Source organism: Sulfurimonas sp. (assembly GCF_041583195.1).
In the GTDB taxonomy this organism is placed as follows: Bacteria; Campylobacterota; Campylobacteria; order Campylobacterales; family Sulfurimonadaceae; genus Sulfurimonas.
In genome coordinates, this window is record NZ_JBFHGL010000005.1 from 143,835 (window position 1) to 170,385 (window position 26,551).

The following is a 26,551-nucleotide window of genomic DNA, read 5'->3' on the forward strand; positions in this document are numbered from 1 at the left end:
TGATAGCTCAAACATATTAAATATTACTCGTGAAACTGAAAAGACTTAAAGTCTTACAGGTATCCCTTCATTATGTAGATAATGTTTTAGATCCATTATATCGATCTCTTTGTAGTGAAATATACTTGCTGCTAGTGCTGCATCGGCACCGTGTTCAAATGCATCTTTTATGTGCTCCATAGTACCTGCTCCACCACTTGCAATTACAGGAACGTTTACAGCCTTTGAGATCTGTTCTGTAATGTTAAGCTCAAAGCCCGCTTTTGTACCATCAGCATCCATAGATGTTAAAAGTATTTCACCACTTCCACGCTCTACAACTTCCTTAGCCCATTCTACAGCATCAATACCTGTATCAACACGACCACCGTTTAGATAAACATTGTATTTGTCACCGGTTTTTTTAACATCTATAGCAGTTACTATACACTGAGAACCAAAACGCTTAGCACCTTCGTCTATTAACTCCGGACGTTTTATAGCTGCTGAGTTTACACTTACTTTGTCGCATCCTACATTTAAAAGTTTGTAAATATCATTAAGTTTACGTATACCACCGCCGACAGTTAAAGGTATAAATATTTCACGTGCAACTTCTGCTACTATATCTACTATAGTTTCGCGATTGTCACTAGATGCAGTAATGTCTAAAAAAGTGATCTCATCTGCACCCTCTTCATTATAACGTTTTGCAACTTCAACAGGATCGCCTGCATCTTTTAAACCAACAAAATTAACACCCTTTACAACTCTACCGTCTTTAACATCTAGACATGGGATAATTCTTTTTGCAAAATAGTTCAAATTTACACCTTATATATAATAAATGAATTATACAACTTTTTCCTTATACTTTGTTATGTGGATATAAAAATAAATTTAATAATAGCATTGTTAAAATGATAAAAAAAAGTTATAATATTATAATTTGTTTAAAAAGGTTGATTATATGGAAAAAGATCAGATAATCGAGCATCTAAGAGCTGCAAAAAGCGCTCATATAAAATGGGTACAAAAAGCCAAACTTTTAATTAATGGTATAGAGGTTGAAAAAGATGCAATTCCGGTTGATTCAACTGAGTGTAAATTTGGAAAATGGTTCTATGGAGATGGGCAGGTTTTAAATGCTTTATCGAATAATCCTGTTGAGTGCATGGTTGCTATAGAAGAGTTACACTCTGAACTTCATGACATATATATGAATATATTCCATATATATTTTTCTAAACAAAGTGGTGGCTTATTATCAAAGATTTTCGGTACTAAGAAAAAAATAACTCAAGAGGAATCGATAAGAGCCTTAGATTATTATGACAAGCTCGAAACAGTATCTAAAAAACTTTTAGATGAGATTAATAGGTTAGAGAGAAGGCTACTAGCTGTTCCTGATGAAAAGATAAGGGAACTTGTTTAGTTATTAACTTTATATAAGCTAACTTCAGATAAACTCATGTTTATGAATGAGAATAGCGTAGTAGCTAAGAAGAAATTTGGACAAAATTTCTTAAAAGATGAGAGTGTATTACACAAAATCATCCAATCGAAGCCCAAAAATAAAAATAAAATTGTTGAAATTGGGCCTGGCTTAGGTGATTTAACTAAATATTTAGTAGATGTCGAAAGTGTAGAAGCTTTTGAGGTCGATACCGATTTATGTAAGATTTTACAAGAAAAGTTTAAAGAAGAGATCAATACCAAGCAACTCCACCTAAATTGTGGGGACGTGCTCACTGCTTGGCAGAGTAGCTCAAATGGAAATTTAATAGATGAGCCGTATGATCTGGTAGCAAACCTGCCATATTATATAGCCACTAATATTATCCTAAAAGCACTCGCTGATACAATGTGTAAAAATATTCTTGTAATGACTCAGCTTGAAGTAGCAGAAAAATTTTGTGCTGAGGCTGGAGAAAAGGTATTTGGTTCTTTGGGTATAATAACTCAAAGTGTAGGGATGGCAAAAATAGTTGTAAAAGTCCCACCGACTGCTTTTGAACCACCTCCAAAAATTGATTCTGCAGTTTTTTTAATTGAAAAAGATAAAGATAGATCTGACAAGGATTTCGAGGATTTGCTAAGAGTTGCATTTACGCAGCCTAGAAAGACTTTGATGAAAAACTTATCTTCAAAATATGAAAAAGTGAAACTTCAAGAGGCCTTTGAAAGCCTAAATCTTACATTAACGATTCGTCCTCATCAGGTTAGCACTCAGGACTATCACCAACTCTATAAAAAAATAAAATAAAAAGTGGGCACTGCCTGCAAAAGGAGTTTGGATGGAAAATAATGGTAACGTAATAGAGCCAGAAGTAAATGGCAACGTAAAAGAGGCTAAAAAGCCAAATCAAAACCGTAGACCAAATAATAGAAATAATAGAAACAACAATAATAGTAATAATAATCAAAGTAAAGATTCAAAACCTAATTCTAAAAATAATCAAAACCGTAGTAAAAATAGTGGTGGTAATCGCGGTGGACGTCGTCGCCAGTCTACACCTGTAGATGAAAATCTTAAAAAGTTTGTTACTCTTAATCAGGAAGGTCACAAACAAAGATTAAATCCACACTTCAAACTTGACTTAAACTCAAAAGACAAAATTCGTATCACTCCACTTGGTGGTTTAGGTGAAATCGGTGGAAATATAACTGTTTTTGAGACTCAAAAAGAAGCAATTCTTGTTGATGTTGGTATGAGTTTCCCAGATGAAGATATGCATGGTGTAGATATATTAGTACCCGATTTTTCATATATTCGTGAAATAAAAGATAAAATTAAAGCTGTAATCATCACTCACGCTCACGAAGATCACATCGGTGCTATGCCTTATCTATATAAAGAGATGCAATTTCCAATTTATGGTACGCCATTGCCGTTAGCAATGATCGGTAATAAGTTTGATGAACATCATATAAAAGAGCATAGAAGATTTTTCAATCCAATTGAGAAAAGAAAAGTTTATGACATTGGTGAAGATTTTAAAATAGAGTGGATGCACATGACTCACTCTATTATAGATAGTTCATCATTAGCTATTACAACAGATGCCGGTACGGTTATTCACACTGGTGACTTTAAAATAGATCACACTCCAGTTGATGGTTATCCTGCAGATTTACATAGACTTGCTTACTATGGAGATAAGGGAGTTTTATGTCTTTTAAGTGATTCTACTAACTCTTATAATCCACTACCGACACCATCAGAGTTAAGTGTAGCTCCGGCATTAGATCGTGTATTTAGCAAAGCTGAGGGTCGTGTAATTCTTTCAACGTTTAGTTCAAACATTCACCGTGTTCAGCAAGCTATACAGTACGGTATTAAATATGGACGTAAGATCTGTGTAATAGGACGCTCAATGGAGAGAAACATAGAAATAGCTATGCAGTATGATTATGTAAAACTTCCTAAAAATGCATTCGTTGAACCTGAACAAGTTGCACACATGAATGATAAAGATGTACTGATCGTTACAACAGGTTCACAGGGTGAACCAAGTTCTGCTCTATTTAGAATGAGTATAGGTGAACACAGACATATTAAGATCAAGCCAACAGACCTAATAGTTCTTTCATCACGTGCTATTCCAGGTAATGAGGGAAGTATCTCAGGTATGTTAAACCATTTACAACGTGCAGGTGCAAAAATTTCTAACGATAAAGATATTCACGTTTCAGGTCACGCATCTATTGAAGAGCAAAAACTTATGTTACGCCTTACTAATCCTAAGTTTTTCCTACCTGTTCATGGTGAGTATAACCACGTTATGCGTCATAAAGAGACAGCTGTAATGTGTGGGATTCCTGAGAGAAATATCTATATTATGAATGATGGTGACTCTATAGAGGTAGCTCCGAAATATATGAGAAAAGTTAAAACGGTTAAATCAGGTAAAACTTATATCGATAACCAAAACAACCATAAAATCGAAGATGATATCGTACTTGATCGTCAAAAACTTGCATCAGATGGTATTGTTATGCTTATTGCAGAGGTTGATGGACAACACGCTAAGATGCTTTCAAAACCAAAAGTTACATCATTTGGTCTAGTAGCTGACAAGCATGATAAAGCTTTTGCTAAAGAGATGGAAGAGGTTCTAGAGCACTTCTTATTACATATTAAAGACGGTTTATTAGAAAATGGCCGTGCGTTAGAGAATGACTTACGTCAAGTCGTTCGTAAACACATCTACAGAAAAATGAAAAAATATCCTCTTATTGTTCCACACGTTTTTGTTCAATAAGCAATTTTAAAATAACTGCTGGGTTCTACCCGGCATTAGATACTAACTAAAAGAATACCTACTTCTGCTTTTTCTCTAATTACTCTAGTATATTATAAAAAATAATATTTGTGTATAATTACTCTATATCAAATAAAGGATTGAAAATGTGTTTTAATACAGGAAAGATAGATAGAATTATTAGAATAGTTGTAGGGGTTGCTTTAATTGCATATGGTTTACTAGCTGATATGACATTATTATCTCTAATTGGTTTAATCCCTTTAATTACTGGTGCAGTAGGTTTTTGTCCATTATATTCAATATTTAAAATAGATACTGGATGTAAAAAATAGAGTGAGCTTAATTATGATCATCCCAAACACTTTAGGGATGGTTATAAAGTTATATAATTTTATTTTTTTTAATGAGTTAAATGATGATAAAAAGGAACTTATTCAAAAGAATATAAATAAAGATCTTTGTTTAAAAAGCTTGAAAAATACGGTTTTATCGAGCAAAAAATTATTGTATAATTTCCTTATTAAACTTCAAAGGTTACATAGTGTCTGATAGTAAAGATATACAGTTTGAAAACGCCGTTAAAACCATGATGGAACATGTTGGAGAAGATCCTAATCGTGAAGGTCTATTAGATACTCCAAAACGTGTTAGAAAAGCATATGAATTTATTTATGGCGGATACAAAGAAGATCCAAAAGAGATACTTGAATCTGCTATGTTTTCAACAAGTAATGATGAGATGGTTCTAATAAAAGATATTGAGTTCTATTCAACTTGTGAACATCATCTATTACCGATAATAGGTCGTGTACATGTAGCTTATATTCCAGATGGAAAAGTTGTCGGTCTTTCAAAAATACCTCGCGTTGTAAATGTATTTGCTCGTCGTATGCAGATACAGGAGCAACTTACTGAGCAGATAGCTGATGCAATAATGGAGACAATAAATCCAAAAGGTGTAGCTGTTGTAATTCAGGCACGTCATATGTGTATGGAGATGCGTGGAGTTGAAAAGATTAACTCTACTACAACATCAAGCGCACTACGCGGATTATTTAAAAAAGATGAAAAAACAAGAAGCGAATTTTTCTCTTTAATAAACTCTCCAACCGGAACAAGATACTAAGATACTATGCCGTTTAGTTCCCTAAAAGAAAAACTATCATCTGTTAATCACTCAACACATTTTGGTGAAGTAGTTAAAATAAATGCTACGGTTATTACTGCAACTGGACTAAATGTAAGCATATCCGATATGGTAAGAATTATATCAAACTATACAGGGCAAGAGACGGTTGGTATGGTAACTGAGATTGATGGCAGGACTTTTTATATAACCCCGTTTCGTTTCGTTGAAGGCTTTCGTGCTGGTGATAAAGTATATTTAGATTCCAACGGTTTAAATATAGATGTAGGTGATGGTCTTATAGGACGTGTTGTAAATCCGTTTATGCAGCCTATAGACGGTAAGGGACCTATAAAGAATACCAAATTAGCTCCTATTATAAAAGACCCTATTCCTGCTATGAAACGTGGGATGATCGATGAAGTATTCAGCGTAGGTGTAAAAACTATAGATGGAATTCTAACTTGCGGAAAAGGTCAAAAACTTGGTATTTTTGCAGGAAGCGGGGTAGGGAAATCAACTCTGATGGGGATGATAGTTCGTGGTGCAGATGCGCCTGTTAAAGTTGTAGCACTTATCGGTGAGCGTGGGCGTGAGGTTCCTGAGTTTATAGAAAAAAATCTTGGTGGAGATCTTACAAATACAGTTATCATTGTAGCTACAAGTGATGATTCACCACTTATGCGTAAATATGGTGCATTTTCAGCTATGAGTGTTGCAGAGTATTTTAAAGATAAAGGGCAAGACGTTTTATTTATTATGGATTCTGTAACAAGGTTTGCCATGGCTCAGCGTGAGATTGGTCTGGCTTTGGGTGAGCCACCTACATCAAAAGGTTATCCACCATCGTCTCTAACACTTTTACCACAGTTAATGGAGCGTGCAGGAAAAGAAGCAGGCAAGGGTAGTATTACTGCATTTTTTACGGTACTTATTGAGGGTGATGATATGGGTGACCCAATAGCTGATCAGAGTAGGTCTATTTTAGATGGTCATATAGTGCTATCACGTGAGCTTACAGACTTTGGTATATATCCACCTATTCATATACTAAACTCTGCTTCTAGGGTTATGAATGACATCGTGACAACAGAGCATATGGATGCAGTTATGAAGTTTAGAAGAATGTATACCCTTTTAAAAGAAAATGAGATGTTAATCCGTATTGGTGCATATACTAAAGGTACTGACCCTGAGTTAGATGAAGCAATAAATAAAAAAGATGCAATGGAGCAGTTTTTAAAACAGCGTTCAGATGATATAGTACCTTATGATCAAACGGTTGAAGAGATTACAGGTATAATCAAAAGCTGATTATTTTACAAAGTCTGAATATAGCCAAGAGTTTCTGTTTGTTGTTACGTCTTGAGTTATAGCTAGCTTTTGTTTTGTTTTAAGTTCATATTTTTTCATTAGCTGGCTAACTTCATGATCAAGTCCAAAAGTATCAGTATATGTATATATCAGTTTTTCAAACTCTTTAAAAGAACGTTTAGAAAAGTAAACTTTCATTCTGACGTGAAACGATAATCTAAACAGATCTCCTACTTTGTCTACCCTTCCTTCTAACATCATAAGCTCACCAAGAGTTTTCTTTATATCTGAAACATTGCCTTTCATAGCATAATGTTCACACTTTTGGATGATCCCTTTCCAATGCTTTTCAAGCATTTCACCAAGCTCTGTGGTATATAGATAAGGGTACATATCCAGAGTTTCATAACACCTTTTAAAATCATTTTTTTCATAATATTTTTGTAATAGTTCTAAGTGTTCGCATTCTTTTAAAAAATATTCTATTTGTTTTTTTAAATGAGGGACATTTTCTATTATAGATATCGCAATTTTAGCTTTTTGTGTATCACCTTGATATATAAAAGTTTTTATTTGATCTATTTTATACTCTATCTCATTTTCAAGTATTTTATAGCTAGGCGCTTTAGTAAGTAGTTTATTTTTTTTACTCATTTGTGACGCTAAGGCATAATCTTTTTTATCCAGAGCCAAAATAAACTGTATGAACTCTTTATTTTGATTTAGTACTAAGTTAACCATCTCTTTTTTTGCAGGAATTGTTTTGTATTTATCTAGTAAAAAATTTGCTTTTCCTATTTTTCCTTGCAGCATCTGACGTTGAGCATTTTTAAAATCATCTCTCCAAAACTCTTCAACTTTTTTAAAAATAGGTGTATGCTCAAGTTCAGGATATCTTGATACAAGTGCATATATAACAGAGATTTTTTTCCCTACATAAAGCACTTTTAGATTATTGTAGTTTTTAAATGCAATAAATAAGGAACTAATCTCATGTCTTTTTGACGGTAAATCAATAAACATATCCAGTAGTTCTTTTGCCATGGATATATTTTGATTAATTAAAGCTACAATGGCTTTTTTGTATATACCTTTATATATTTTTTCAAGCTCATGATACTCTTTTGTATCTTTTAACATAGGTTCTTTATCTATAAGTTTATATGCTTTGTCTAAAGAGTTATGCAGTATAAAAGATTTTATATTCTCACCTGTACTTAATTCTATTTTATGGATCATTCCGTTTTTAAGTGCCACAGCTACATTTTTATCATCTATATTTGCAAGCTTGATCACACTGTCGTTAAACTCTATGTAGTTGTGATGGAGCATTTTGTGTTTTTTAATATCGACTATGCTTATAAAATTACTGTTTGAGCAGACCATAATATAGTTAGGGTTAGGCATTGATATGATCTGACGAATCCTTATAAGAGGTGTTTCTATCTCAGCTAAAATTTTCTTTTCTTTTATGGAATAAATAGTGATCAAACCGTCAAAATTCCCGCTTATTAAAGTGTTATCGTCAATAAAGTGTAGTGCATTAATTCGTGAACGTGAGTTGTGAAGAACTATTTTGTTTGCTCTTGAATACATATCTATAATGATTATACTACCACCAAGACCACTGGTTGCAAGCCTATTTTTATTTATCGCAAAGGCACTTACATAGTTTTTTCGTATCCTTTTTCTATCTGTCTCATTATAAGGAAAAGAGCATAATCTAGATAGTGCAGATGAACTTATACAGTTATATTGTATAACTCTTCCGTTTTCGTTTCCTGCAATGATGTAGTTTGACGTTTCATCAAATGTAAGCAGTTGTATTTTTTTAGAATCTGTTATTATAGTTTTTAATATCTCTTTTTTTGTAAGATCAGCTATATATATTGTTTTATTGTTTGAAAATGCAATAAGGTTTCCGTTGTTATTAAAAGCTACGGCTGTTGTGTCTTGATTTAGAAATTGATTTGAAAAATTTGCTTTAACACTGCAGTTTTCAGCAGAAAAAAGTTTAGCACCATGAAGTTTTGTAGAATATACTAAGTTGTTGTCATCTGTTTTTTGGAGGTTTGTTATAAGGGATCTTGCCTTAATGTAATCGAATATTTCTGACAATAATATAAACTCGAATTATAAATGAACCCAAGAAGGGTTCAAAAAGTACTTAACAAGATGGAACGTTACCACTGTCGTTAGCATACTCATAGAAAAAGTCAAAGTAGTGTTGTAAATATTTTTCTTTTAAAGCGCTATCTTTAACTTTTGGACAAATACTTTTGATCTCTTCTGCTAAGTTTCCTTTAACATCTTCCCACTCAGCTTGAGAGTGTTTAGTAGCCATTTTAGCACCGTTCATACCACAAGCACCTTTTAATTTTTTAAGGTATAGTTTTTGACCTTTTGCAACGTCTGCGTTTAGTGTTGTAGCACTCATAGTTAACATAACTAATGCTGCTAAAGCGATTTTAATCATTTTTGACATTTCGTGTTTCTCCTATTTGAAATTTATTTATTTTACCACGAAAAAATAAAAATAGCATTATTTTTGATAATTTTTTGATATTTATGAAATCTGTGTAGAGATTATTGAAGAGTATCCCCATAAAAGGGGATGTGATTATGCACGGCCTGAAAGCATACCGTGGATAGTCATTGGTTTTAGAGCATAAACTTTTAATAACCACCAAATCCATCTCTCTTGAGTTGGATCTAATGGGAATGATGCTGCATTAACACCTGAACCAGCTGGTTTTGAAGCCCAGTTAAATTCAGCTAACATAACAGTACCGATGCTAGTAATAAGTGGACATACTGTATATCCATCATATTTAGCAGTTAATTCTTTACCTTGCATTGCAGCAATCATATTATCTACAACTACTTTGTATTGTTTACGTGCAGATCCACCAGTTTTACCCATAGGAACAGCAGCAACATCACCTAAAGACCATACGTTTTTATATTTAACGTGTTGTAGAGTCTCTTTATTTACAGGAACCCAACCTTTTGCTGAACCAACTGCAGAGTTTGCAACTACATCTGGAGCTTTCATAGGTGGAGTTACGTGCATAAAGTCATATGGTACTTCTACACGCTCGTGTTTAGTAACCATAGTGTACTCTTCTAAATCCTCATCGTATGCACCTTTTTCTTGCCAGTGTTTGTCAAATACAGCTATTTTTTTAGCTGTGTCAACTTCTACTAGGTTATGTTTATAGTGCCATTTAAAGTCACGAGCTTTAAATTGTTCTACGATAGCATCATGGTAATCTTTAATACCAAACATTCCACCGCCGTTTGGATAGAAAGTTAATTCAACTTTATCACGAACCCCAGCTTCTTCTAAACGAGAATTTGTAAGATACATGATTTTCTTTGGAGCACCACCACATTTAATAGGAGTATTTGGGTGAGTGAATACAGCTTGTAGTTTTTCAGGACCCTTATGAGCTTTAGCTTTTTCAATTAACTCTTCAATACCTTTCCAAGTAGCTTCTGCACCGTCTTGGAAGTAGATTGAGTGTAATCCATCTTTAGTAATACCAGAGTTTTTAACAGCAGCATTATCAGCACCACTTGAAGTGATCTCACCTTCAAGACCTTTGATAGCACCATAATTTAATATAACACCCGTTGTTATGATCATTTGATCATATTTAATCTCTTTTGAACCATCAACAGTAACAGAGTTGTTGTCAGGATCAAATGCAGTAACACTACCTTTGATTAGTTTTACACCACTTGGTACAAATTCATCTCTGTTGTATTGAATATCACTTTTATCCCATATACCCGCACCTACTAAAGTTTGACCAGGTTGGTAAGAAACTGACATTGGGTCTGGTTCAATTACAGTGATATCAGCATTGCTTATAGAATTGTTAAGACGAGCAGCAGTACTCATACCAGCTAAACCACCACCTACGATAACGATTTTACCTTTAACGTCAGCAGCAACCGCACTAGCAGCTCCAACAGTTGTTCCAGCCATGATTGATGCTGCAACAGGTGATACACTCATGAATTTTAAAGCGTCACGACGAGACATAACCTCTGGATGCTTATCAACTTCATTTAGAATCTCTTCTAAGATCTGATTTTTAGACATATAATTTCCCTTATGTATTAGATTAATTGATTTTACTTGTAATCAGCTTAATACATTTTTAAACAATACAAATTTTAACAATTTTAAAGATTGTTATCACATTATTGTGATAAAGTGTCTGTTTTTTACATAATACATATATTTGAAATATTGGTAAATAGGGGATTTGAGAAGAATAGCTTATAATTATTATAAGAAAAAGCCTTAAAGGCTTTTTCTAAAGTTATATTAATATCTATAACGGAAGTAAACTCTTAAGTCTTGAGCTTTTTCAACTGGATCATATGCACCACCTAACATACCGAATAGTTGGTTAAGTTGTCTAGCTTCACTCATAGAGTATGGAGTACCACCATCACCAAAGAAACCGTTTGAACCAGTATAGTCATATTTGATAGATGTATATCTTACTTGCATGCTGAATACATCATCAATTAATGGTTGTGACCAGTAAGCTTCTATTGCAGAACCACGAGTAGCAAGTTTAGAACCAACTAAAGTGTCTTCACCATATGTAAATGGTCTCCAGTACTTATCACCATGGTTGTACTCTAAACCAAATCTACCACCAGTTAAGTTTGGAGTGTTAATTCCTAACCAGTAAGAGTGACCTGTTTGTTCTTTATCTGAACCCATCATTGCACCAGTATCTAATACTGACATTAAAGAACCCATCATTTGTTGCTGAGCAGCCGGCATTAGAGCCATTAGAGCTCCAGCAGCAGGTGTCATAGTCATCATATCACCAGAACGAGCGTGAGGACGAGATTTACTCATTGCATAAGATGCAAAGAAAGTTGTTTCGTCTAAAAAGTCACTGATCTCATTACCGATACCGTCAATTTTTAATGATGCAGCCATACCGTCCATATCACCTATAGTATCCATAGCCCAGCTTTGATCCATTGCAAATGCAGGTCCAGCAGCATCAATTGTAAAGCTACCAACCATACCAGGTACGTTTTTACCACGGTACCAAGTTGTTTTAAGTGCATATTGACCATCATCATATGGAACAAAGATAAATCCGTACATATCAATAGTATCTAAAGCATTTGCGTCTTCAATATAGCTAGGAGATGTAGGACTCATATAGCTTGATAAAGTAAAATCTGCTTCATTAGCCCATGCTTTAGCATTAGTTAAACCACGGCCAAGACATAGTTTAAACATCATACCAGGAACATATTTGTCAAGTTTGATACCAGCAGAAGCCCCATCAAATTCCATATTGATAACGTGTCCTAGTGGAGATTTTGCTTTTGGATCATCTTCACGTAAGTTAGCTAAGTAACCATTAGTAGATGGACGACGACCGATACTTGCAGTGAAACCGATATCACCAATTTTTGGCATCCATAACCAGTAAGCTTCTCTTACACGGATTTTGTCATCGTTTAGAGTTTCACTTGAGATCCAGTCAAAAGTATCAAAACCAAAACCTCTTTGTGGAACACTAAAAGTTTCACCACCAGCAAAGCTTCCAGCTGCACCTATTGGAGCTGCACCAAACGCTTTGTTATAAGCTAGTTGACCTTTAAATACCATATTATCAGTTGGAGCATAACCCATGTTTAACCATAAACGGTTAGACCAAACACCAGTATTTTTATAAGTTTGTTTTCCAAGTGCGCCAGTTCCAAGTGTTTCATATTCTATTTTATCAACAGCTGTACGAAAGTCAACATCAAATTTGATATTATCTTTTGCAGCTTGTGCATTTACTTCACCAACTTTTTTAGTTAATCTTTCTAATTTTTTGCTTAACTGTTCAACTTGAGATTGAAGATCAGCATCTGCAGCATATACTGCTGTACTTAAAAAAGCCACAGCCGAAAGAGCGATTATTTTTTTCATTCGAATTCCTTCATTTTTTTAATTCCATATCATCATATCACAAACTGGAGAGAAATTTGACACAAAAGTGATAAAAAAGTGATAAATTTTAAAAAAATTGTTACAAAAGTAAGCATAAGAAATATTTATATTACTTTAGATAATCTTATGAATAATTAAATAATATAATGTATGAGATTTTGTGATAATGTAACTATTCTATATAAAAATAGATAATAGAGCAAGTATCATATTAGTATAAATTAATATCTATGTGTAGATTTTATTTACAAGTAATTGAATATTAACCTTATTGTTCCATTCATTTTTATTTATAGTGTAAGAGAGAGTTATTTTTTTATCTTCAGGTAATTCAAAAACCTGTTTAAAAAGAGTTAGTTCAAGTGAAGAGATATCATTTTTATTTTGCTTTAGTATTATTTTAGAATGATTTTTTTCACGACCGAAAACTTTTACATCTTCAACAAAAGCGTTCTCAATTAAAAAAGTAGGGCGTTTATTTGCTTCCCCATATGGCTCAAACATATCAAAAATGTTTAATAGTTCCATATCTATAGAGTTGGTATCGATTTTTCCAATTAGATTTTCTTTTGGTATAAAATCGGAATCAGGTATATGTTTAGCACTTTGATTTATAGCTTTTGAAAACTCATATATATATTCTTGATCGATACTAAGACCTGCTGCCATCTTATGACCACCAAAACCATTTAGAAAATGTTTATTTTGGTCAAGGAGCTTAAAAATATTCACTTCACCTATACTTCTAGCACTCCCTTTTGCTTTTCCATCTTCTATATTTAGTACAATACTTGGCCGTCCATACTTGTCACTTAGACGTGAAGCTACTATACCTACGACACCCTCATGCCAATCTTCTCCTGCTACTACTATTATTCTGTCATTTTCATTTACAGACTGAGCAGCTACTTTTGTAGTGTGGGCTTCAGTCTCTTTTCTTTCTTCATTTAAAAGAGAAAGCTGATTGAAATATTTGTATGCTTGATTTAGATCAGTAGATGTGAAAAACTTTAATGCAATTGAAGCATCTTCGAGTCTTCCTGCTGCATTTATTCTTGGAGCTATGCCAAACGCAATATCTTCACTTGTAACGGTAGATTTGTTTATATAGTCTTTTATAATTACAGATGCCGGACGCTTTGAGTGCGTCAAGACCTTTAAACCTTCACGAACTAGTGTACGGTTAATATCAATTAGGGGCATTACATCAGCAATAATACCTATTGCAAGTATGTCCAAAAATTGTTTCATATCTATATCTAAAGATAGTTCTTTTTTTACAAGTCCCAAAACAAGCCATGCTACCTGGGCTCCACAGATCTCTTTAAAAGGGTACTCACATCCATCAAGTTTTGGATCAACTATAGCATATGCATCTGGCAGAGTATCTCCAGGTGTATGATGATCTGTAATAATCAGGTCAATGCCACGCTCCCTGCAGATTTGTGCAGCCTCTATAGCAGCTATACCATTGTCAACCGTTATAAGAAGGTCTGTTTCTATACGTTCTAGTACAGTCGGATTTACACCGTAGCCATCGTTAAAACGATTTGGGATGATTGTCTCTAAAGGGTATGGAATTTGTTTAAAATAATCACTCATTATAGCAGTCGATGTAACGCCATCTACATCATAATCACCAACTAGTGTAATTTTTTGATTGTTTTTAATAGCTTCTGCGATTCTTGAAGCGGCTTTTAGACCGTCTTTTAAAAGGGCGGGGTTTGGGATCTCTGAGAGTTTTTTTTCTTCATCAAATCTTGAACTTAAAAGTTCAAAGATTTTATATTTATCTAAAACTTCCACTAATGAGCTTCTAGTGACGCCTTAACAAATGCAAGTATTGAAGGGTTTGGAGTTTGCAGGCGTGAAGTAAATTCAGGGTGGAACTGAACACCTAAGAACCAAGGGTGATCTTTTATCTCAACTGTCTCAATTAAACCATTTGATTCACCAGTAACTATCATACCAGCTTTTTCTAATTGTTCTCTATAAGCAGGGTTTGCTTCATAACGGTGGCGGTGACGCTCATAAATAATTTTCTCACCATTGTAAGCTTCACGTAGGATTGAACCCTCTTTAGTCTCACAAGGGTATTCGCCTAGACGAAGTGTTCCACCCATTGGTGAGTTGTGTGTACGAAGCTGAGCTTCACCGTTTTGATCTAAGAAATCAGAGATTAAGTAGATCATAGGGTTTTTACAGTTTTCATCAAACTCTATCGAATTTGCATCTTCAAGACCAAGTACATTTCTAGCATACTCGATCAGTGTAAGCTGCATACCTAGACATATTCCAAGGTATGGGATCTTATTTGTACGTGCATATTCAATAGCCTGAATTTTACCTTCTACACCACGGTTACCAAATCCTCCAGCTACTAATACAGAATCACAATCAGCTAAAAGTGCTTCAGCACCTTTGTCTTCGATCTCTTCAGAATCAACCCAGCAGATCTCAACTCTCGCATCTAGGTGTGCACCTGAATGAATAAGAGATTCTGTTAAAGACTTGTAACTTTCTTTAAGTTCAAGATATTTTCCTACAAAGCCAATAGTTGTTTTACCTTTTGGCTGAACAATCTTTTTAACTAAAGAATCCCACTCCTCCATGTCAGGATTAAGTTCACCAAGTTCTAAGTTCTTAGCTATAGGATTTAAAATCCCTTGCCTTAAAAAGCTCATAGGTACATCATAGATACTAGCTGCATCATTAGCTTCTATAACAGCATCTTGATGAACATCACAGCTCATAGCAAGTTTTTTCTTAAATGATTTTGGAAGCGGGTTTTCACTTCTTGCAATAATCATCTGCGGAGTTATACCGATACGGCGAAGTTCCTGAACAGAGTGCTGAGTTGGTTTAGACTTTAATTCACCTGCAGCTTTGATGTAAGGAATTAGAGTTACATGAACAAAAAATGTCCCTGCCACGTCTTCATCATGTTTCATTTGACGGATTGCTTCCATAAAAGGCAAGCCTTCGATATCTCCAACAGTTCCACCAAGCTCAACAACCAAGATTTCATGGCCTTCACCTGCTTCTTTGATACGGCTAACAATTTCACCAACAATATGTGGGATAACTTGAATAGTTTGACCAAGGTATCCACCCGCACGCTCACGCTCGATAACGCTTGAGTAAACTTGACCAGTCGTGAAGTTAGCAGTTTTTAAATAAGATGTATCTAAAAAACGCTCATAGTTACCAATGTCAAGATCTGTCTCAGCCCCGTCTTTTGTAACGAAAACTTCACCGTGTTCAAGTGGACTCATAGTTCCAGGGTCAACGTTGATATATGGATCTATTTTAAGCATACCCACTTTTTTGCCAGAGTGCTTTAGTAATGTACCAATACTAGCAGCCGTAATCCCTTTTCCAAGAGAACTTAAAACCCCTCCAGTTACAAAAATGTACTTCGTCATGCCGATTGTCTCCATATTTTAAATCTTTTCGCGATTATATAACAAATGCACTTAAAAAGTTATTTAGATATACTTTTATAGAGAATAAAAATAGGGATAATTATAAAATATGGATAAAGTTTTATTTATAATAGTTTTAGCACTTGGAATTTCAACAGTTTTGAATCTACTTTTGAAAAAAGTAGGTGTGTCACAAATAATAGGCTATATTTTTACAGGTACTATTTTGGCTTATAGTTTTGGACTTCAGGATTCTAGCCAGTCTAACACCCTAGAGCACATTGGAGAGTTTGGTATAGTGTTCTTGATGTTTACTATAGGTCTTGAGATCTCCCTTTCTAAAATGAATAATATGAAAAAAGAGATCTTTGGAAATGGATTTATGCAGGCAACATTTACTGCTTTAGCTATTTTGAGCATATGTTTTTTCATATTTAACTTAGATTTTGTTACATCTTTAATTATCTCAACCGCATTTGCATTATCATCTACTGCAGTAGTTCTCTCGTATTTAAAATCATCAAAAGAGATATATGCCCCATATGGCCAACGTGCAACGGGGATACTTATATTTCAGGATATCGCAGTTATTCCACTATTAATTTTACTTGGTTTTTTGACAAACGATGCTGAGCATTCTGTATGGATTATTATTAAAGACACAGTTATAAGTGCTTTGATAGTAGTAGGTATTTTGTTTTTTATAGGTAGAAAAGTTGTGTCTTGGCTGCTTCACTTTTCTGCTTCATCTGAAGAAGATGAGCTTTTTATGGGAAGTGTATTGTTTATAGTTATTAGTGCATCATTACTCGCATCTTATTTTGGTTTCACATATTCACTTGGAGCTTTTGTTGCGGGTATGGTGATAGCTGAGACAAAGTATCATCATAAAGTCGAATATGATATAGCACCGTTTAAAGACATACTTTTAGGTACTTTTTTTATAGTAGTAGGTATGAAAATAAATATATCTTACTTTTTAGATAATGTTGCACTGATTATAGGAATATTTATTTTAGTACTAATTTTAAAAACTTTGATCACCTTTATGGTCTTAAAAATTTCAACTAACAGTTCAACATCACTTAAAACTGCATTATCGATATCTCAGGTAGGTGAATTTTCTTTTGTTATATTTGCAGTGGCAAGTGTAGGTGGACTTATAGATAAAGAATTAGAATCACTACTACTTTTAATAGTGATATTTTCCATGCTGATCACACCATTTTTTATATCACATATAAATCATTTTGTCGATAGTTTTATAAAAGATGACTATATAGCATTGCTTGATGAAAAAGCTTTTAAAACACGTGAGGGACATATTATAGTTTGTGGGTACAGTGATATTGGTAAGTCGGTTGCAGAACATTTGGATGAGATGAAACTCCCGTATGTGATAATAGATAATAATCCAAAAAATGTTCAACTTGCACTTAAACAAAATAAAGAGGCGTATTTGGGTGATATGTCAGAACTAGCTATGATTGAAGCTCTACATACAGAGAATTGTGCATCTGTAATTGTAACGTTAGATAATATAGATAAGAAAAAAGCCGTTTGTGAGACTATTCGTCAATATACTAAAGATATACATTTAATAGCTAAAGTTGTGTCTCAAGATGAGAAAAATAAATTAAGAGGTATTGATATCGATGTTATAGTTGATGGAAAATACGAAGTCGGTAGAATATTGGTTGATAAGATGATGGTATGTCAGATGAGAATATAATGTCTGTTCTCGTCTGACTTAACACTTTACTTCTTTACAGGAGAAAAAAAGAAGTAAATAATAACTATGAATCCCCTTCGAACACTAAAATTATAAAATAAAGATGTCACAAAAGATGTCACATAGTAATATATTTTTTACTAATAATTAAGATTAACTTAATTCTAAACAGATATCATATTAATAAATTCTTTTTAACGGAATGTATTAATGATTGATGATCTAAAAAAATTATTAAATACTAGTTACAATATTAAACTTGTAGAGATGGTTGCTAAGAATAATTTATCAGGATCAATTGCTTCTAATATAATCCTCCCTATAGCAATTTTAGTCATATTTTACAGGTTAATCCCCTATATGCACTTTTGGCTTATGATACACTTTTTTTTATTTTTTTCGAGAATGTATGTGGCTAAAAAGATAAGTAATTATCTAAAATTTAATGATAAAGATAAAATATATAGATATTTAAAAATATACACCATATTAATTTCTATAACAGCAATTTTATATGGTTATATAGTATGGCAAAGTGTACTTTATACTGAAGATATTCATATATTTGTTATGGTTACAATAATTACTTCTATAGCAGCAGGTTCAGTATCGATATTTGTTAGTGTCTTTTATATTTTTGTATTGTTTGTAATATTACAAATGATTCCTCTTATTTGTGCATTGATATACCATGGAAACGGGATGTTTTATATTGTGGCGTCAATGGCAACTTTATTTATGCTTATAATACTTTTAAATGGTTATAGACAGTTTAAAACTTTAAAAGAGACAATACTTCTTAAAGAGAGTTTTAAAAATAGGGTTGATGATATAACATGCGAATTAAAAGAAAAGAATAAAATGTTGTTACGCCGATCTAGACAAGCAGCAATGGGGGAGATAATTGATGCAATTGCACATCAATGGAAGCAACCTTTGAACGCTATAGTTATGAGTATATCTATGTTAGAAAATTCAGCTAAAGCTAATGAAGTGATCAAAAACAAAGATATCATAGATTGTTATAATATAGTTAACAAACAAATTACTCACCTTACTAATACGTTAAATGAATTTCGAAATTTTTTTAGAGCAGATTCTAATACTGAACTAGTTAGTTTAAAAGTATTAGTAGATTCAGCATTGATTCTTCTTAAAGATGAGCTTTTAAGAAATATGATAAAAGTAGATGTGTCATGTAACGAAAACATATTTATTAATGTAAACTCAAATGACATAATACATCTAATTCTTAGTATTTTAAGTAATGCAAAAGATGAGATGTTAAAAAGTAATGTAGACTCTAAAGACAGAAAAATATTTATAAACTGTTATACTCAAATGAGTAAAGTTATTATCAAAATTAAAGATAGTGGAAAAGGTATAGATAAAAAGATAATAGATGATATTTTTAAAATGGATTTTACTACTAAAGGTAAAACAGGAGGAACAGGTATGGGTTTATATATGTGCTATCTAATATGTGAAAAGTATGGGGCTACTATAAAAGCTTCAAATGATAATGGAGCAGTATTTACAGTAGCATTAAAAATAGATTAATTTCCGCGTGAACCAGGTTTAATAGCTTCGCTTCCATCTTTACATAACGGGCATTCATCCGGTGAATACATCTCAAATGTAAAGTCTTCCAGTGCAAAGAAAGGGATATCTTGAGGAAGTTTACAGTTAGGTTTTGTTTCAACATCACTGTTCTGGCGTTTACAAAAACCGCGGTTTGCTAAAGCTGCTACACCAACGATCTCACCGCCCAGGCTTTTTACAACCTCCGCAGCTTCCATAGCACTTCCACCTGTTGTAATAATGTCTTCACACATTAAAACTTTCTCGCCTTTTTTTACTTCAAAACCGCGACGGATACTCATCTCTCCATTTACACGTTCAGCAAAAATCGAGCGAACATCAAGGGCAGTCGCTAGTGCAAAGCCTGCTATTAGTCCACCAAGTGCAGGAGCACATACTGTATCTACTTCTAAGCCGCTTTCTTTGATCTGAGCTGCAAGTGCATCAGCTAAAAGTTTAGCAGTTTTTGGATCTTCTAAAACTTTTGCAGATTGTAGATAAAATTGAGAATGGTTTCCGCTACTTAGTTTAAAGTGCCCTTCTAAAAGAGCTTCCGCGTCCATATATATTTTTTTAATGTCCATTAAACTTTTAGAACCTCTATCTCTTTTGCTTTAGCATCTTCTTCGATCACAGCAATATATTTATCAGTTAATTTTTGAATGTTCTCTTGAGCAGATTTAGATTCATCTTGAGTTACTTCTTTGTCTTTCTCAAGTTTTTTAATAGCATCATTTGCTTTTTTTCTATCGTTTCTTACAGAAACTTTAGCATCTTCAACCATCCCCTTCATCTGTTTAACAGTTTCTTGTCTTTGCTCACTTGTCATAGGTGGGAAGAAAAGTTTGATAAAGTCACCGTCATTGTTTGGGTTAACACCAAGATTAGCAGCATTTATAGCAGCTTCAATATCACCTAAAAGGTGTTTTTCCCAAGGGTTGATAGCGATTGTAGTTGCATCTACAGCTGTAACTGAACCAACTTGGTCAAGCGGAGTCATAGTACCGTAGTAGTCAATTTTAACATTATCTAAAACTGTAGTAGAAACTTTACCTGTTCTTAAAGTTTTGAAATCTCTATGCATGTGTTCAACACTGCCTTGCATCTTCGCTTCACATTGATTATAAACATCATCTAACATTTGAGTATCCCCTTATTTTGAACTGTTTGTTTCTTTTGCTACCGGTGCAGCCTTAGGTGCTACAACATTTGTATCCTCTACCATATTGTCAACAACTGATTCACTAGCTGCCTGAGAGTACATGTAACCTAGAGTGATAGTATTTACAACAAATAAAAACCCTATTGTAAATGTAACTTTTGCTAAAAAGCTGTTTGGTCCTTTTGCTCCAAATACTGAGTCGTTTGAACCGCTATATGCTCCAAGACCAATGCTTGAGCTTTTCTGTAATAGCACAGCGATTACAATTAAAACCACTAAAACTATTTGAACAATAAGTAAAAAACTAGTTGTCATTTATAAATTCCTATTTGGCGTGTGCCATGATTAAAGTTGCGAATTATATCTAAAAAAACCTTTAATTCAAAATTGGGTATAATGTTAAAAAATAGAGATAGGTGACATATGATTTTTAAAAAGATAATTATTACACTTTTTGCAGCTGTTTTAGCAAGTTTATTTGTTGCTTGTAGTTCTGAAAAAAAATCTGATATTAAAAATACTAAGATAAATATTGTTGTTAGTACCTATGCCCTTTACGACATAACAACACATATAGCAGAAGATAGGTTTAACGTTAAAAATATCCTTCCTTTTGGAAGTGATGCACACTCTTATGAGTTAAGTCCTAAAAATATGGCCGGCATTCAAGATGCAAATTTGTTTATATATAGCGGTGCATCTTTAGAACCGTGGGCTGCAAAATTTTCAACTCAGAATTCACTTGATATGTCAAAATATGTGAAGTTGATACATTTGGATGAAGATGATGAACATCACCACCATAAAGATTCAGAACTTGAGCATGAAGAGAAAAGTGAACATAAAGAAGCTCTTGATCCACACTATTGGTTAGATTTAGAAAATATGGAGAAGATGACAGAGGTTATAGTAGCTGAATTTATAAAGCTATCACCAAAAGATAAAGAGTTTTTTGAAACAAATAAAAAAAGTTACTTGGCAAGTTTAGCTGAGATGGATAACTCTTACAAATCTGCTTTAAAAGAGTGTAAAAAAGATACTATTGTAGTGAATCATAATGCATTTTCATATCTTGGAAAAAAGTATAATTTTCATATAGAATCAATAAACGGTTTATCAAATGATTCAATGCCTTCACCAGATGATATTAAAAAAATACTTCATCTGATAGAAGATGAAGGGATCTCAATTATATTTTTTGAGAGTTTTGCAAGCGATAAAATTATAAAGTCAATTGCTAAAGATACAGGTGTAAAAGTTGATACGCTTCAACCGCTTGGTAATATTACAAAAGATGAAGTAGGTAAAAGCTATAAACATATCATGGATGAGAATATCAAAAAAATCAAACAAGCATTAGAGTGTAAATGATCTTTAAAATACCTATATTTGATGTAAAAAATTTGAGCTTTAACGTTGGTGGCGTTGATATACTTTCAAACGTATCGCTGCAAATATATAACTCTCAGTATATAGGAATTATAGGTCCAAACGGTGGTGGAAAAACAACTTTGATTCGTTTGCTATTGGGCTTGGAAAAACCGACCAGCGGTGAGATTAAAATATATGGTAAAAAACTTTCAAAATTTCATAAGTGGAATAAAATAGGATATGTCCCACAGCGTGCATCACATGTTGATATAAATTTTCCGGCAACTGTTTTAGATATTGTTAAGATGGGTAGAACACCACAAAGAAAACTATTCTCAAAAATGAGTTTAGAAGATCATAGACTAGTAGAAGATGCTATGAAACAGATGGATATAACACATCTTAAAGATAAGATGGTAGGGACACTCTCAGGTGGTCAGCGTCAACGTGTTATGATTGCACGTGCTTTGGCTTCTGAGCCTGAAGTATTGATATTGGATGAACCAAATACAGGTGTAGATATTAAATCTCAAAACAGGTTTTATGCACTACTTAGAGAGCTAAATAAAAATAAAAAAATAACTATTGTTTTTATAACACACGATATTGGTGTTATAGCTGATGATATCGCAAGATTATTTACGGTAAACCAAAATGTTATAACTTGTAATAATCCAAAACAAGCACTTTCTTGTGATGAGATGAGTGAGCTTTACGGAATAGATGCTCATCTAATTCACAACCATAAACACGGACACTAATATGATAGAGATGCTTCAATACGATTTTATGCAGCGTGCATTTTTAGCAGGAATTATAATAGCTACACTAGCTTCAATTAGCGGTACATTTGTAGTCCTTAAACGTTATTCAATGATTAGTGAAACATTAGCTCACTCTGCATTATTAGGAGTTGCTGTTGGTTTAGTAGCAGGATATAACCCATTATGGATTGCTGTTGTTGTAGCACTTTTTTCTGCATGGCTTATAGAGTATTTACGTGCAAACTTTACAATATATTCAGATGCAGTTTTGGCCATACTTCTCTCAGGCTCATTAGCTTTAGCCGTGATAATAGTATCTTTAGGCGGTGCATTTAATAACTCATTATTTTCATACCTATTTGGTTCTATTCTCTCAGTAAGTATTGAAGATGTTATAACAATATTAATTTTTGGAGTTATTGCCTTAGCTATTTTACTTGCATTTTCAAAAGAGTTCTATTTTATAGCGTATGATGAAGAAGTGGCCAAGATCAGTGGTATTAAAGTTAAACTTTTAAACTTTTTACTTGTAAGTGTTGTGGCAATTATTATAGCTTTATCTATTAGAATAGTAGGATCGTTACTGATCGGTGCACTTATGGTAATTCCAACGGTTTCAGCTTTGCAGTATAAACAAGGCTTTTTTAAGACTACTTTATTAGCTTTATCTTTTGCACTATTTAGTGTAATAAGCGGAATGTATCTCTCGTACAATTTCTCCCTTCCAAGTGGTGCTACTATAGTTGTGTGTGTCCTCGTAATATTTATATTTTCTATAGTAATAAATAAAAAATCATGAAAATTAGTCAAGAGTTCTCAAAGTATGCAAAGACATACAATACATATAATGTAATTCAAAATAAAGTGATAAAACATCTTTTATCCAAGATCTCTAAAAAGAAAAATAAACCGCAAAATATTTTAGATATAGGCTGCGGTAGTGGAAGTTTATGTAAAAAAATAGATTGGAAATATAAACATTTTACAGGTGTAGATTTCTCACCAGGGATGCTTGAATTACATCCGAGATCGAAAGAAGTTGAGTGTATATATGGTGATTTTAATGACCAAACTTTATTTGATAATCTATTAACATATAACTATGATTTTATTTTTTCTGCATCTGCTCTTCAATGGGCAGATGATATTGATTGTGTTTTTGCTAATATAAAATCTTTAGATGCACCAATAGCACTTGCGATATTTACGTCAGGGACTTTTAAAACATTAAATAAAACTGCAAATTTGGAGCCGATTTTAAAAAGTGCAGATTATATAGATAAATTACAAAAAAAGTATTTTAATCTTGAGATGGAAGTAATAGAATACAGATTAGAATTTGAAAATAACAGAGAGATGTTTAGGTATATAAAAAAAAGTGGAGTTAGCGGCTCTAGAAATGTATTAGACTATAAGCAAACTAAAGAGCTTATAAAAAACTACCCTTTAAATTATTTAGAGTTTGAGGTAGTATATATAATATCAAAATAAAAAGGAACGTAATGAACTTTTATGCTGTCATTATCGGTACTGAAATTTTAAATAGCAGACGTGAAGACAAACATTTTGATTTTCTAAAAAAAGAATTGGCCAAATATGGACATGAGCTTTTTGGTTCTTTTATAGTAAAAGATGATGAAACTCTTATTAAAAATACATATAAAATGATAAAAGAGGACGATAATTCTATTCTTTTCTCTTTTGGTGGTATTGGCTCAACACCTGATGATCTAACACGCCAAATTGCTGCGGATGTTTTTACATCTTCACCTTTACAAACAAATGAAAAGTTTAAGCAAGATATTTTGGATAAGTTTGGTGATGAGGCATATCCACATAGAATTCATATGGCAGATATACCAAAGGGGAGTGATCTTATATTTAATCCGGTAAATAATATGTCTGCTTTTTCATTAGAAAACAGGTTCTTCTTTGTGCCTGGTTTTCCATCTATGGCTCATCCAATGCTTGAGAATGTGATAGCTGAATATTTCAGCGAATCAAAGAAAAAATACCGTTATACACTAGTGGCAAAAACCAGTGAAAATACACTAATTACTTTAATGAATCAAGTTCCACAAAATATAGAACTCTCATCTTTACCTATGTTTAAAGATTCTAAGCCATTAGTTGAATTATCGTTAAGCGGTTATGAAGATGTATTGGTAAAAAAATATTTTGAAATGTTTAAAACTGAACTAGAAGAGAAGAAAATAGAATACTCAATTTTAGATGCTTAGCTATTTGTTAAGATATTTTTTTCCAGATCATATAGCTCATATCTAATATGTTTAAACTTCTCACTCTCTTTAGAACTATGAAGTTTAAAAAGTTCTTCCAGTACACGCGAACTCTCTTGTGCACGTTTAAAGTTGGCAATCACTACACTTTTTAAATCTGTTCTGTTTAACTCATCATCTATAGTTGGACGTAATACATCGTTAATACTGTCACGATGTTTAAGTAGTGCATCTATATCTTCATAAACAGATAAGTGTCTAAGGTTTTTTAGTTTTTGTGAGATATCTTTGTTATTGTATAGGTATCGTTGCAAGTCTTCTACAACTCTAATACCTTCTTTAAGACGGTTAAGGTTTGCATCTATCACCCGGTAAAGTTCGGGTGATAAATTATTTTTACTCATCGTTTCCAAATATTCCAAACAGGTGTAAAAGAGCTGTAAAGATATTTAAGAAGTCTAAGTATAGTGCAATTGCACCATCGATAGGAGTTTCATAGTTTCCAGCTATAATATTTTGTGTATCAAATACAACTAAGATACTAAATAGTACAACTACAACTGCCGAGATACCAATAGCAATGATTGGGCTTCCTAAAAACAGATTTACAATTGAGAAAGCAAAAATTACTAAAACTGCAATCATTAAAGGTTTACCGTAACCTGTAAAGTCTTTAGTAGTTTTAATAGCATAAAAACTCATACTACCAAAAATTAAAGAAGTCATAGCAAAAGCATTACCAATAACAACTCCACCGCCATTCATCCCAAGTGTATGAGCTAAAAGAGGTGCCAATGTTAGACCTGTAACAAATACAAATCCAAACATAACAGCTAAGTTAATACCAGGTTTATGTTTTACAGCAAATAAACCAAATAATAAAGCGATCTCTAAAATTACTAGTGGAATAAACCAGCTAGATATTGCACCGGCCATTGGTACACCAACGTATGCTCCAACAGCACCGGCCATCATCGAGGCAGCAAATAGTTTATATGTTTCTTTAACAAACGTAACTATTTGAGCTTCACTTCTAGATACGCTACCATATTCAAAAGCATTTCCGCTTCTTGCATAATCACGATCATATAGTCCCATAATTATTTCCTTTTATTTTTAAATATAAGAATTTTACATATAAAGAGTAAACATAGAGAAACAAATTGATTTAATATACTATATATATACAAAGTGCAAAACAGAACTACTAAGAAATAACATATGATAACTAAATAAACATTTTCAAAAAAATTTGCAAATTCTTTTGAAAAACTATTGACATAAAAGAAATGTTTTCCTATAATTCTGCTCCACAAACGGAAGAGACATTTGAGAGAGTGTTTCAAGAGACGCTTCGAGTTGAAGGGTCATTTAGAAGTTTGAGATCATTGAAAACTAAGTAAGTAAACTAACTGAGAACTATTAAAAAATAGTTATTAGTTTATAGAGTTTACTTTATAAAATATAATAACAACAACCGTCTATTAACTTTTATTTATTTAGAAATTAATAGATACTTTACGTCTAATACTATATTATAGTAATTAGATAATACAAAGCCAAAGATTTTGATCTTGGGCAAGGTCAGTAATTCATATTA

General features: G+C 33.0%; 25 protein-coding genes. 13 read left to right on the forward strand and 12 right to left on the reverse strand.

The genetic code is table 11. From position 1 onward, the window contains the following. Positions 1-45: 45 nt before the first annotated feature. Complete coding sequence (hisF, locus tag ABZA65_RS06620; RefSeq protein ID WP_373071907.1) at positions 46-804, reverse strand: imidazole glycerol phosphate synthase subunit HisF; 759 nt, start codon at positions 802-804, stop codon at positions 46-48. A gap of 145 nt (positions 805-949) precedes the next feature. Between hisF and ABZA65_RS06625 the strand changes: the two genes are divergently transcribed. The 6 genes from ABZA65_RS06625 (at position 950) to fliI (ending at position 6,687) form a co-directional block, all read left to right on the forward strand. Further along, positions 950-1,414 (forward strand): CZB domain-containing protein, encoded by a 465-nt coding sequence (locus ABZA65_RS06625; RefSeq protein ID WP_373071909.1) that lies wholly within the window; start codon positions 950-952, stop codon positions 1,412-1,414. A gap of 42 nt (positions 1,415-1,456) precedes the next feature. Then, on the forward strand, positions 1,457-2,245 hold the full coding sequence (gene rsmA, locus ABZA65_RS06630) for a 16S rRNA (adenine(1518)-N(6)/adenine(1519)-N(6))-dimethyltransferase RsmA (RefSeq protein ID WP_373071911.1): 789 nt from the start codon (positions 1,457-1,459) through the stop codon (positions 2,243-2,245). Between the two features lie 31 nt (positions 2,246-2,276). After that, positions 2,277-4,244 carry a ribonuclease J gene (locus ABZA65_RS06635; protein ID WP_373071913.1) on the forward strand — a complete coding sequence of 656 codons (1,968 nt, stop codon included), beginning with the start codon at positions 2,277-2,279 and terminating at the stop codon, positions 4,242-4,244. A 146-nt stretch (positions 4,245-4,390) separates the two neighbouring features. Beyond that, on the forward strand, positions 4,391-4,579 hold the full coding sequence (locus tag ABZA65_RS06640) for a DUF2892 domain-containing protein (protein WP_373071915.1): 189 nt from the start codon (positions 4,391-4,393) through the stop codon (positions 4,577-4,579). Between the two features lie 209 nt (positions 4,580-4,788). Continuing rightward, complete coding sequence (gene folE, locus ABZA65_RS06645; RefSeq protein ID WP_373071917.1) at positions 4,789-5,373, forward strand: GTP cyclohydrolase I FolE; 585 nt, start codon at positions 4,789-4,791, stop codon at positions 5,371-5,373. Positions 5,374-5,379: 6 nt separating this feature from the next. Next, on the forward strand, positions 5,380-6,687 hold the full coding sequence (fliI, locus tag ABZA65_RS06650) for a flagellar protein export ATPase FliI (protein WP_373071919.1): 1,308 nt from the start codon (positions 5,380-5,382) through the stop codon (positions 6,685-6,687). On the opposite strand, the gene ABZA65_RS06655 is transcribed toward fliI, so the two are convergent. The 6 genes from ABZA65_RS06655 to ABZA65_RS06680 form a co-directional block, all read right to left on the reverse strand. Further along, positions 6,688-8,805 carry a hypothetical protein gene (locus ABZA65_RS06655; protein WP_373071921.1) on the reverse strand — a complete coding sequence of 706 codons (2,118 nt, stop codon included), beginning with the start codon at positions 8,803-8,805 and terminating at the stop codon, positions 6,688-6,690. Positions 8,806-8,854: 49 nt separating this feature from the next. Next, positions 8,855-9,172, reverse strand: a complete 318-nt coding sequence (locus ABZA65_RS06660; protein ID WP_373071923.1) for a cytochrome C — start codon at positions 9,170-9,172, stop codon at positions 8,855-8,857. 135 nt (positions 9,173-9,307) lie between these two features. Continuing rightward, positions 9,308-10,798 (reverse strand): NAD(P)/FAD-dependent oxidoreductase, encoded by a 1,491-nt coding sequence (locus ABZA65_RS06665; protein ID WP_373071925.1) that lies wholly within the window; start codon positions 10,796-10,798, stop codon positions 9,308-9,310. Between the two features lie 228 nt (positions 10,799-11,026). Then, positions 11,027-12,655: a DUF3373 family protein gene (locus tag ABZA65_RS06670; RefSeq protein ID WP_373071927.1), complete on the reverse strand. Its 1,629-nt coding sequence runs from the start codon at positions 12,653-12,655 to the stop codon at positions 11,027-11,029. A gap of 249 nt (positions 12,656-12,904) precedes the next feature. After that, complete coding sequence (recJ, locus tag ABZA65_RS06675) at positions 12,905-14,482, reverse strand: single-stranded-DNA-specific exonuclease RecJ (protein ID WP_373071930.1); 1,578 nt, start codon at positions 14,480-14,482, stop codon at positions 12,905-12,907. Beyond that, the gene (locus tag ABZA65_RS06680; RefSeq protein WP_373071932.1) at positions 14,482-16,101 is read right to left on the reverse strand and encodes a CTP synthase; all 1,620 of its coding nucleotides are present in this window, start codon (positions 16,099-16,101) and stop codon (positions 14,482-14,484) included. The genes recJ and ABZA65_RS06680 overlap by 1 nt, the downstream gene beginning before the upstream one ends. A 109-nt stretch (positions 16,102-16,210) precedes the next feature. On the opposite strand from ABZA65_RS06680, the gene ABZA65_RS06685 reads away from it, so the two are divergent. Together ABZA65_RS06685 and ABZA65_RS06690 are read left to right on the forward strand one after the other, a co-directional pair. Further along, positions 16,211-17,833 carry a cation:proton antiporter gene (locus tag ABZA65_RS06685; RefSeq protein WP_373071934.1) on the forward strand — a complete coding sequence of 541 codons (1,623 nt, stop codon included), beginning with the start codon at positions 16,211-16,213 and terminating at the stop codon, positions 17,831-17,833. 570 nt (positions 17,834-18,403) lie between these two features. After that, positions 18,404-19,393 carry a sensor histidine kinase gene (locus ABZA65_RS06690; RefSeq protein ID WP_373071936.1) on the forward strand — a complete coding sequence of 330 codons (990 nt, stop codon included), beginning with the start codon at positions 18,404-18,406 and terminating at the stop codon, positions 19,391-19,393. Here the strand turns inward: ABZA65_RS06690 and pyrE are convergent. Genes pyrE through secG form a run of 3 tightly spaced genes read right to left on the reverse strand, consistent with a single transcriptional unit; the run spans position 19,390 to position 20,891 of the window. Beyond that, positions 19,390-19,998, reverse strand: a complete 609-nt coding sequence (gene pyrE, locus ABZA65_RS06695; protein ID WP_373071938.1) for an orotate phosphoribosyltransferase — start codon at positions 19,996-19,998, stop codon at positions 19,390-19,392. The genes ABZA65_RS06690 and pyrE overlap by 4 nt on opposite strands. After that, positions 19,998-20,555 carry a ribosome recycling factor gene (gene frr, locus ABZA65_RS06700; RefSeq protein ID WP_373071940.1) on the reverse strand — a complete coding sequence of 186 codons (558 nt, stop codon included), beginning with the start codon at positions 20,553-20,555 and terminating at the stop codon, positions 19,998-20,000. The genes pyrE and frr overlap by 1 nt, the downstream gene beginning before the upstream one ends. 12 nt (positions 20,556-20,567) lie before the next feature. Continuing rightward, entirely contained in the window at positions 20,568-20,891 is a 324-nt protein-coding gene (secG, locus tag ABZA65_RS06705) for a preprotein translocase subunit SecG (protein WP_373071942.1), read from the reverse strand. Positions 20,892-20,999: 108 nt separating this feature from the next. On the opposite strand from secG, the gene ABZA65_RS06710 reads away from it, so the two are divergent. The 5 genes from ABZA65_RS06710 to ABZA65_RS06730 are packed head-to-tail and all read left to right on the forward strand — an operon-like array spanning position 21,000 to position 24,951. Further along, positions 21,000-21,947: a metal ABC transporter substrate-binding protein gene (locus ABZA65_RS06710; protein ID WP_373071944.1), complete on the forward strand. Its 948-nt coding sequence runs from the start codon at positions 21,000-21,002 to the stop codon at positions 21,945-21,947. Then, on the forward strand, positions 21,944-22,708 hold the full coding sequence (locus ABZA65_RS06715) for a metal ABC transporter ATP-binding protein (protein ID WP_373071946.1): 765 nt from the start codon (positions 21,944-21,946) through the stop codon (positions 22,706-22,708). The genes ABZA65_RS06710 and ABZA65_RS06715 overlap by 4 nt, the downstream gene beginning before the upstream one ends. Position 22,709: 1 nt before the next feature. Beyond that, positions 22,710-23,510: a metal ABC transporter permease gene (locus tag ABZA65_RS06720; RefSeq protein ID WP_373071948.1), complete on the forward strand. Its 801-nt coding sequence runs from the start codon at positions 22,710-22,712 to the stop codon at positions 23,508-23,510. Further along, positions 23,507-24,202 carry a methyltransferase domain-containing protein gene (locus ABZA65_RS06725; protein WP_373071950.1) on the forward strand — a complete coding sequence of 232 codons (696 nt, stop codon included), beginning with the start codon at positions 23,507-23,509 and terminating at the stop codon, positions 24,200-24,202. Before ABZA65_RS06720 ends, ABZA65_RS06725 begins: the two co-directional genes overlap by 4 nt. Positions 24,203-24,213: 11 nt before the next feature. Then, positions 24,214-24,951, forward strand: a complete 738-nt coding sequence (locus ABZA65_RS06730; RefSeq protein WP_373071953.1) for a competence/damage-inducible protein A — start codon at positions 24,214-24,216, stop codon at positions 24,949-24,951. Here the strand turns inward: ABZA65_RS06730 and ABZA65_RS06735 are convergent. Together ABZA65_RS06735 and ABZA65_RS06740 are read right to left on the reverse strand one after the other, a co-directional pair. After that, on the reverse strand, positions 24,948-25,355 hold the full coding sequence (locus ABZA65_RS06735; protein ID WP_373071954.1) for a thiamine-phosphate pyrophosphorylase: 408 nt from the start codon (positions 25,353-25,355) through the stop codon (positions 24,948-24,950). The two genes, ABZA65_RS06730 and ABZA65_RS06735, sit on opposite strands and share 4 nt — an antisense overlap. Next, entirely contained in the window at positions 25,348-26,049 is a 702-nt protein-coding gene (locus tag ABZA65_RS06740) for a Bax inhibitor-1/YccA family protein (RefSeq protein WP_373071956.1), read from the reverse strand. The genes ABZA65_RS06735 and ABZA65_RS06740 overlap by 8 nt, the downstream gene beginning before the upstream one ends. Positions 26,050-26,551 lie beyond the last annotated feature (502 nt).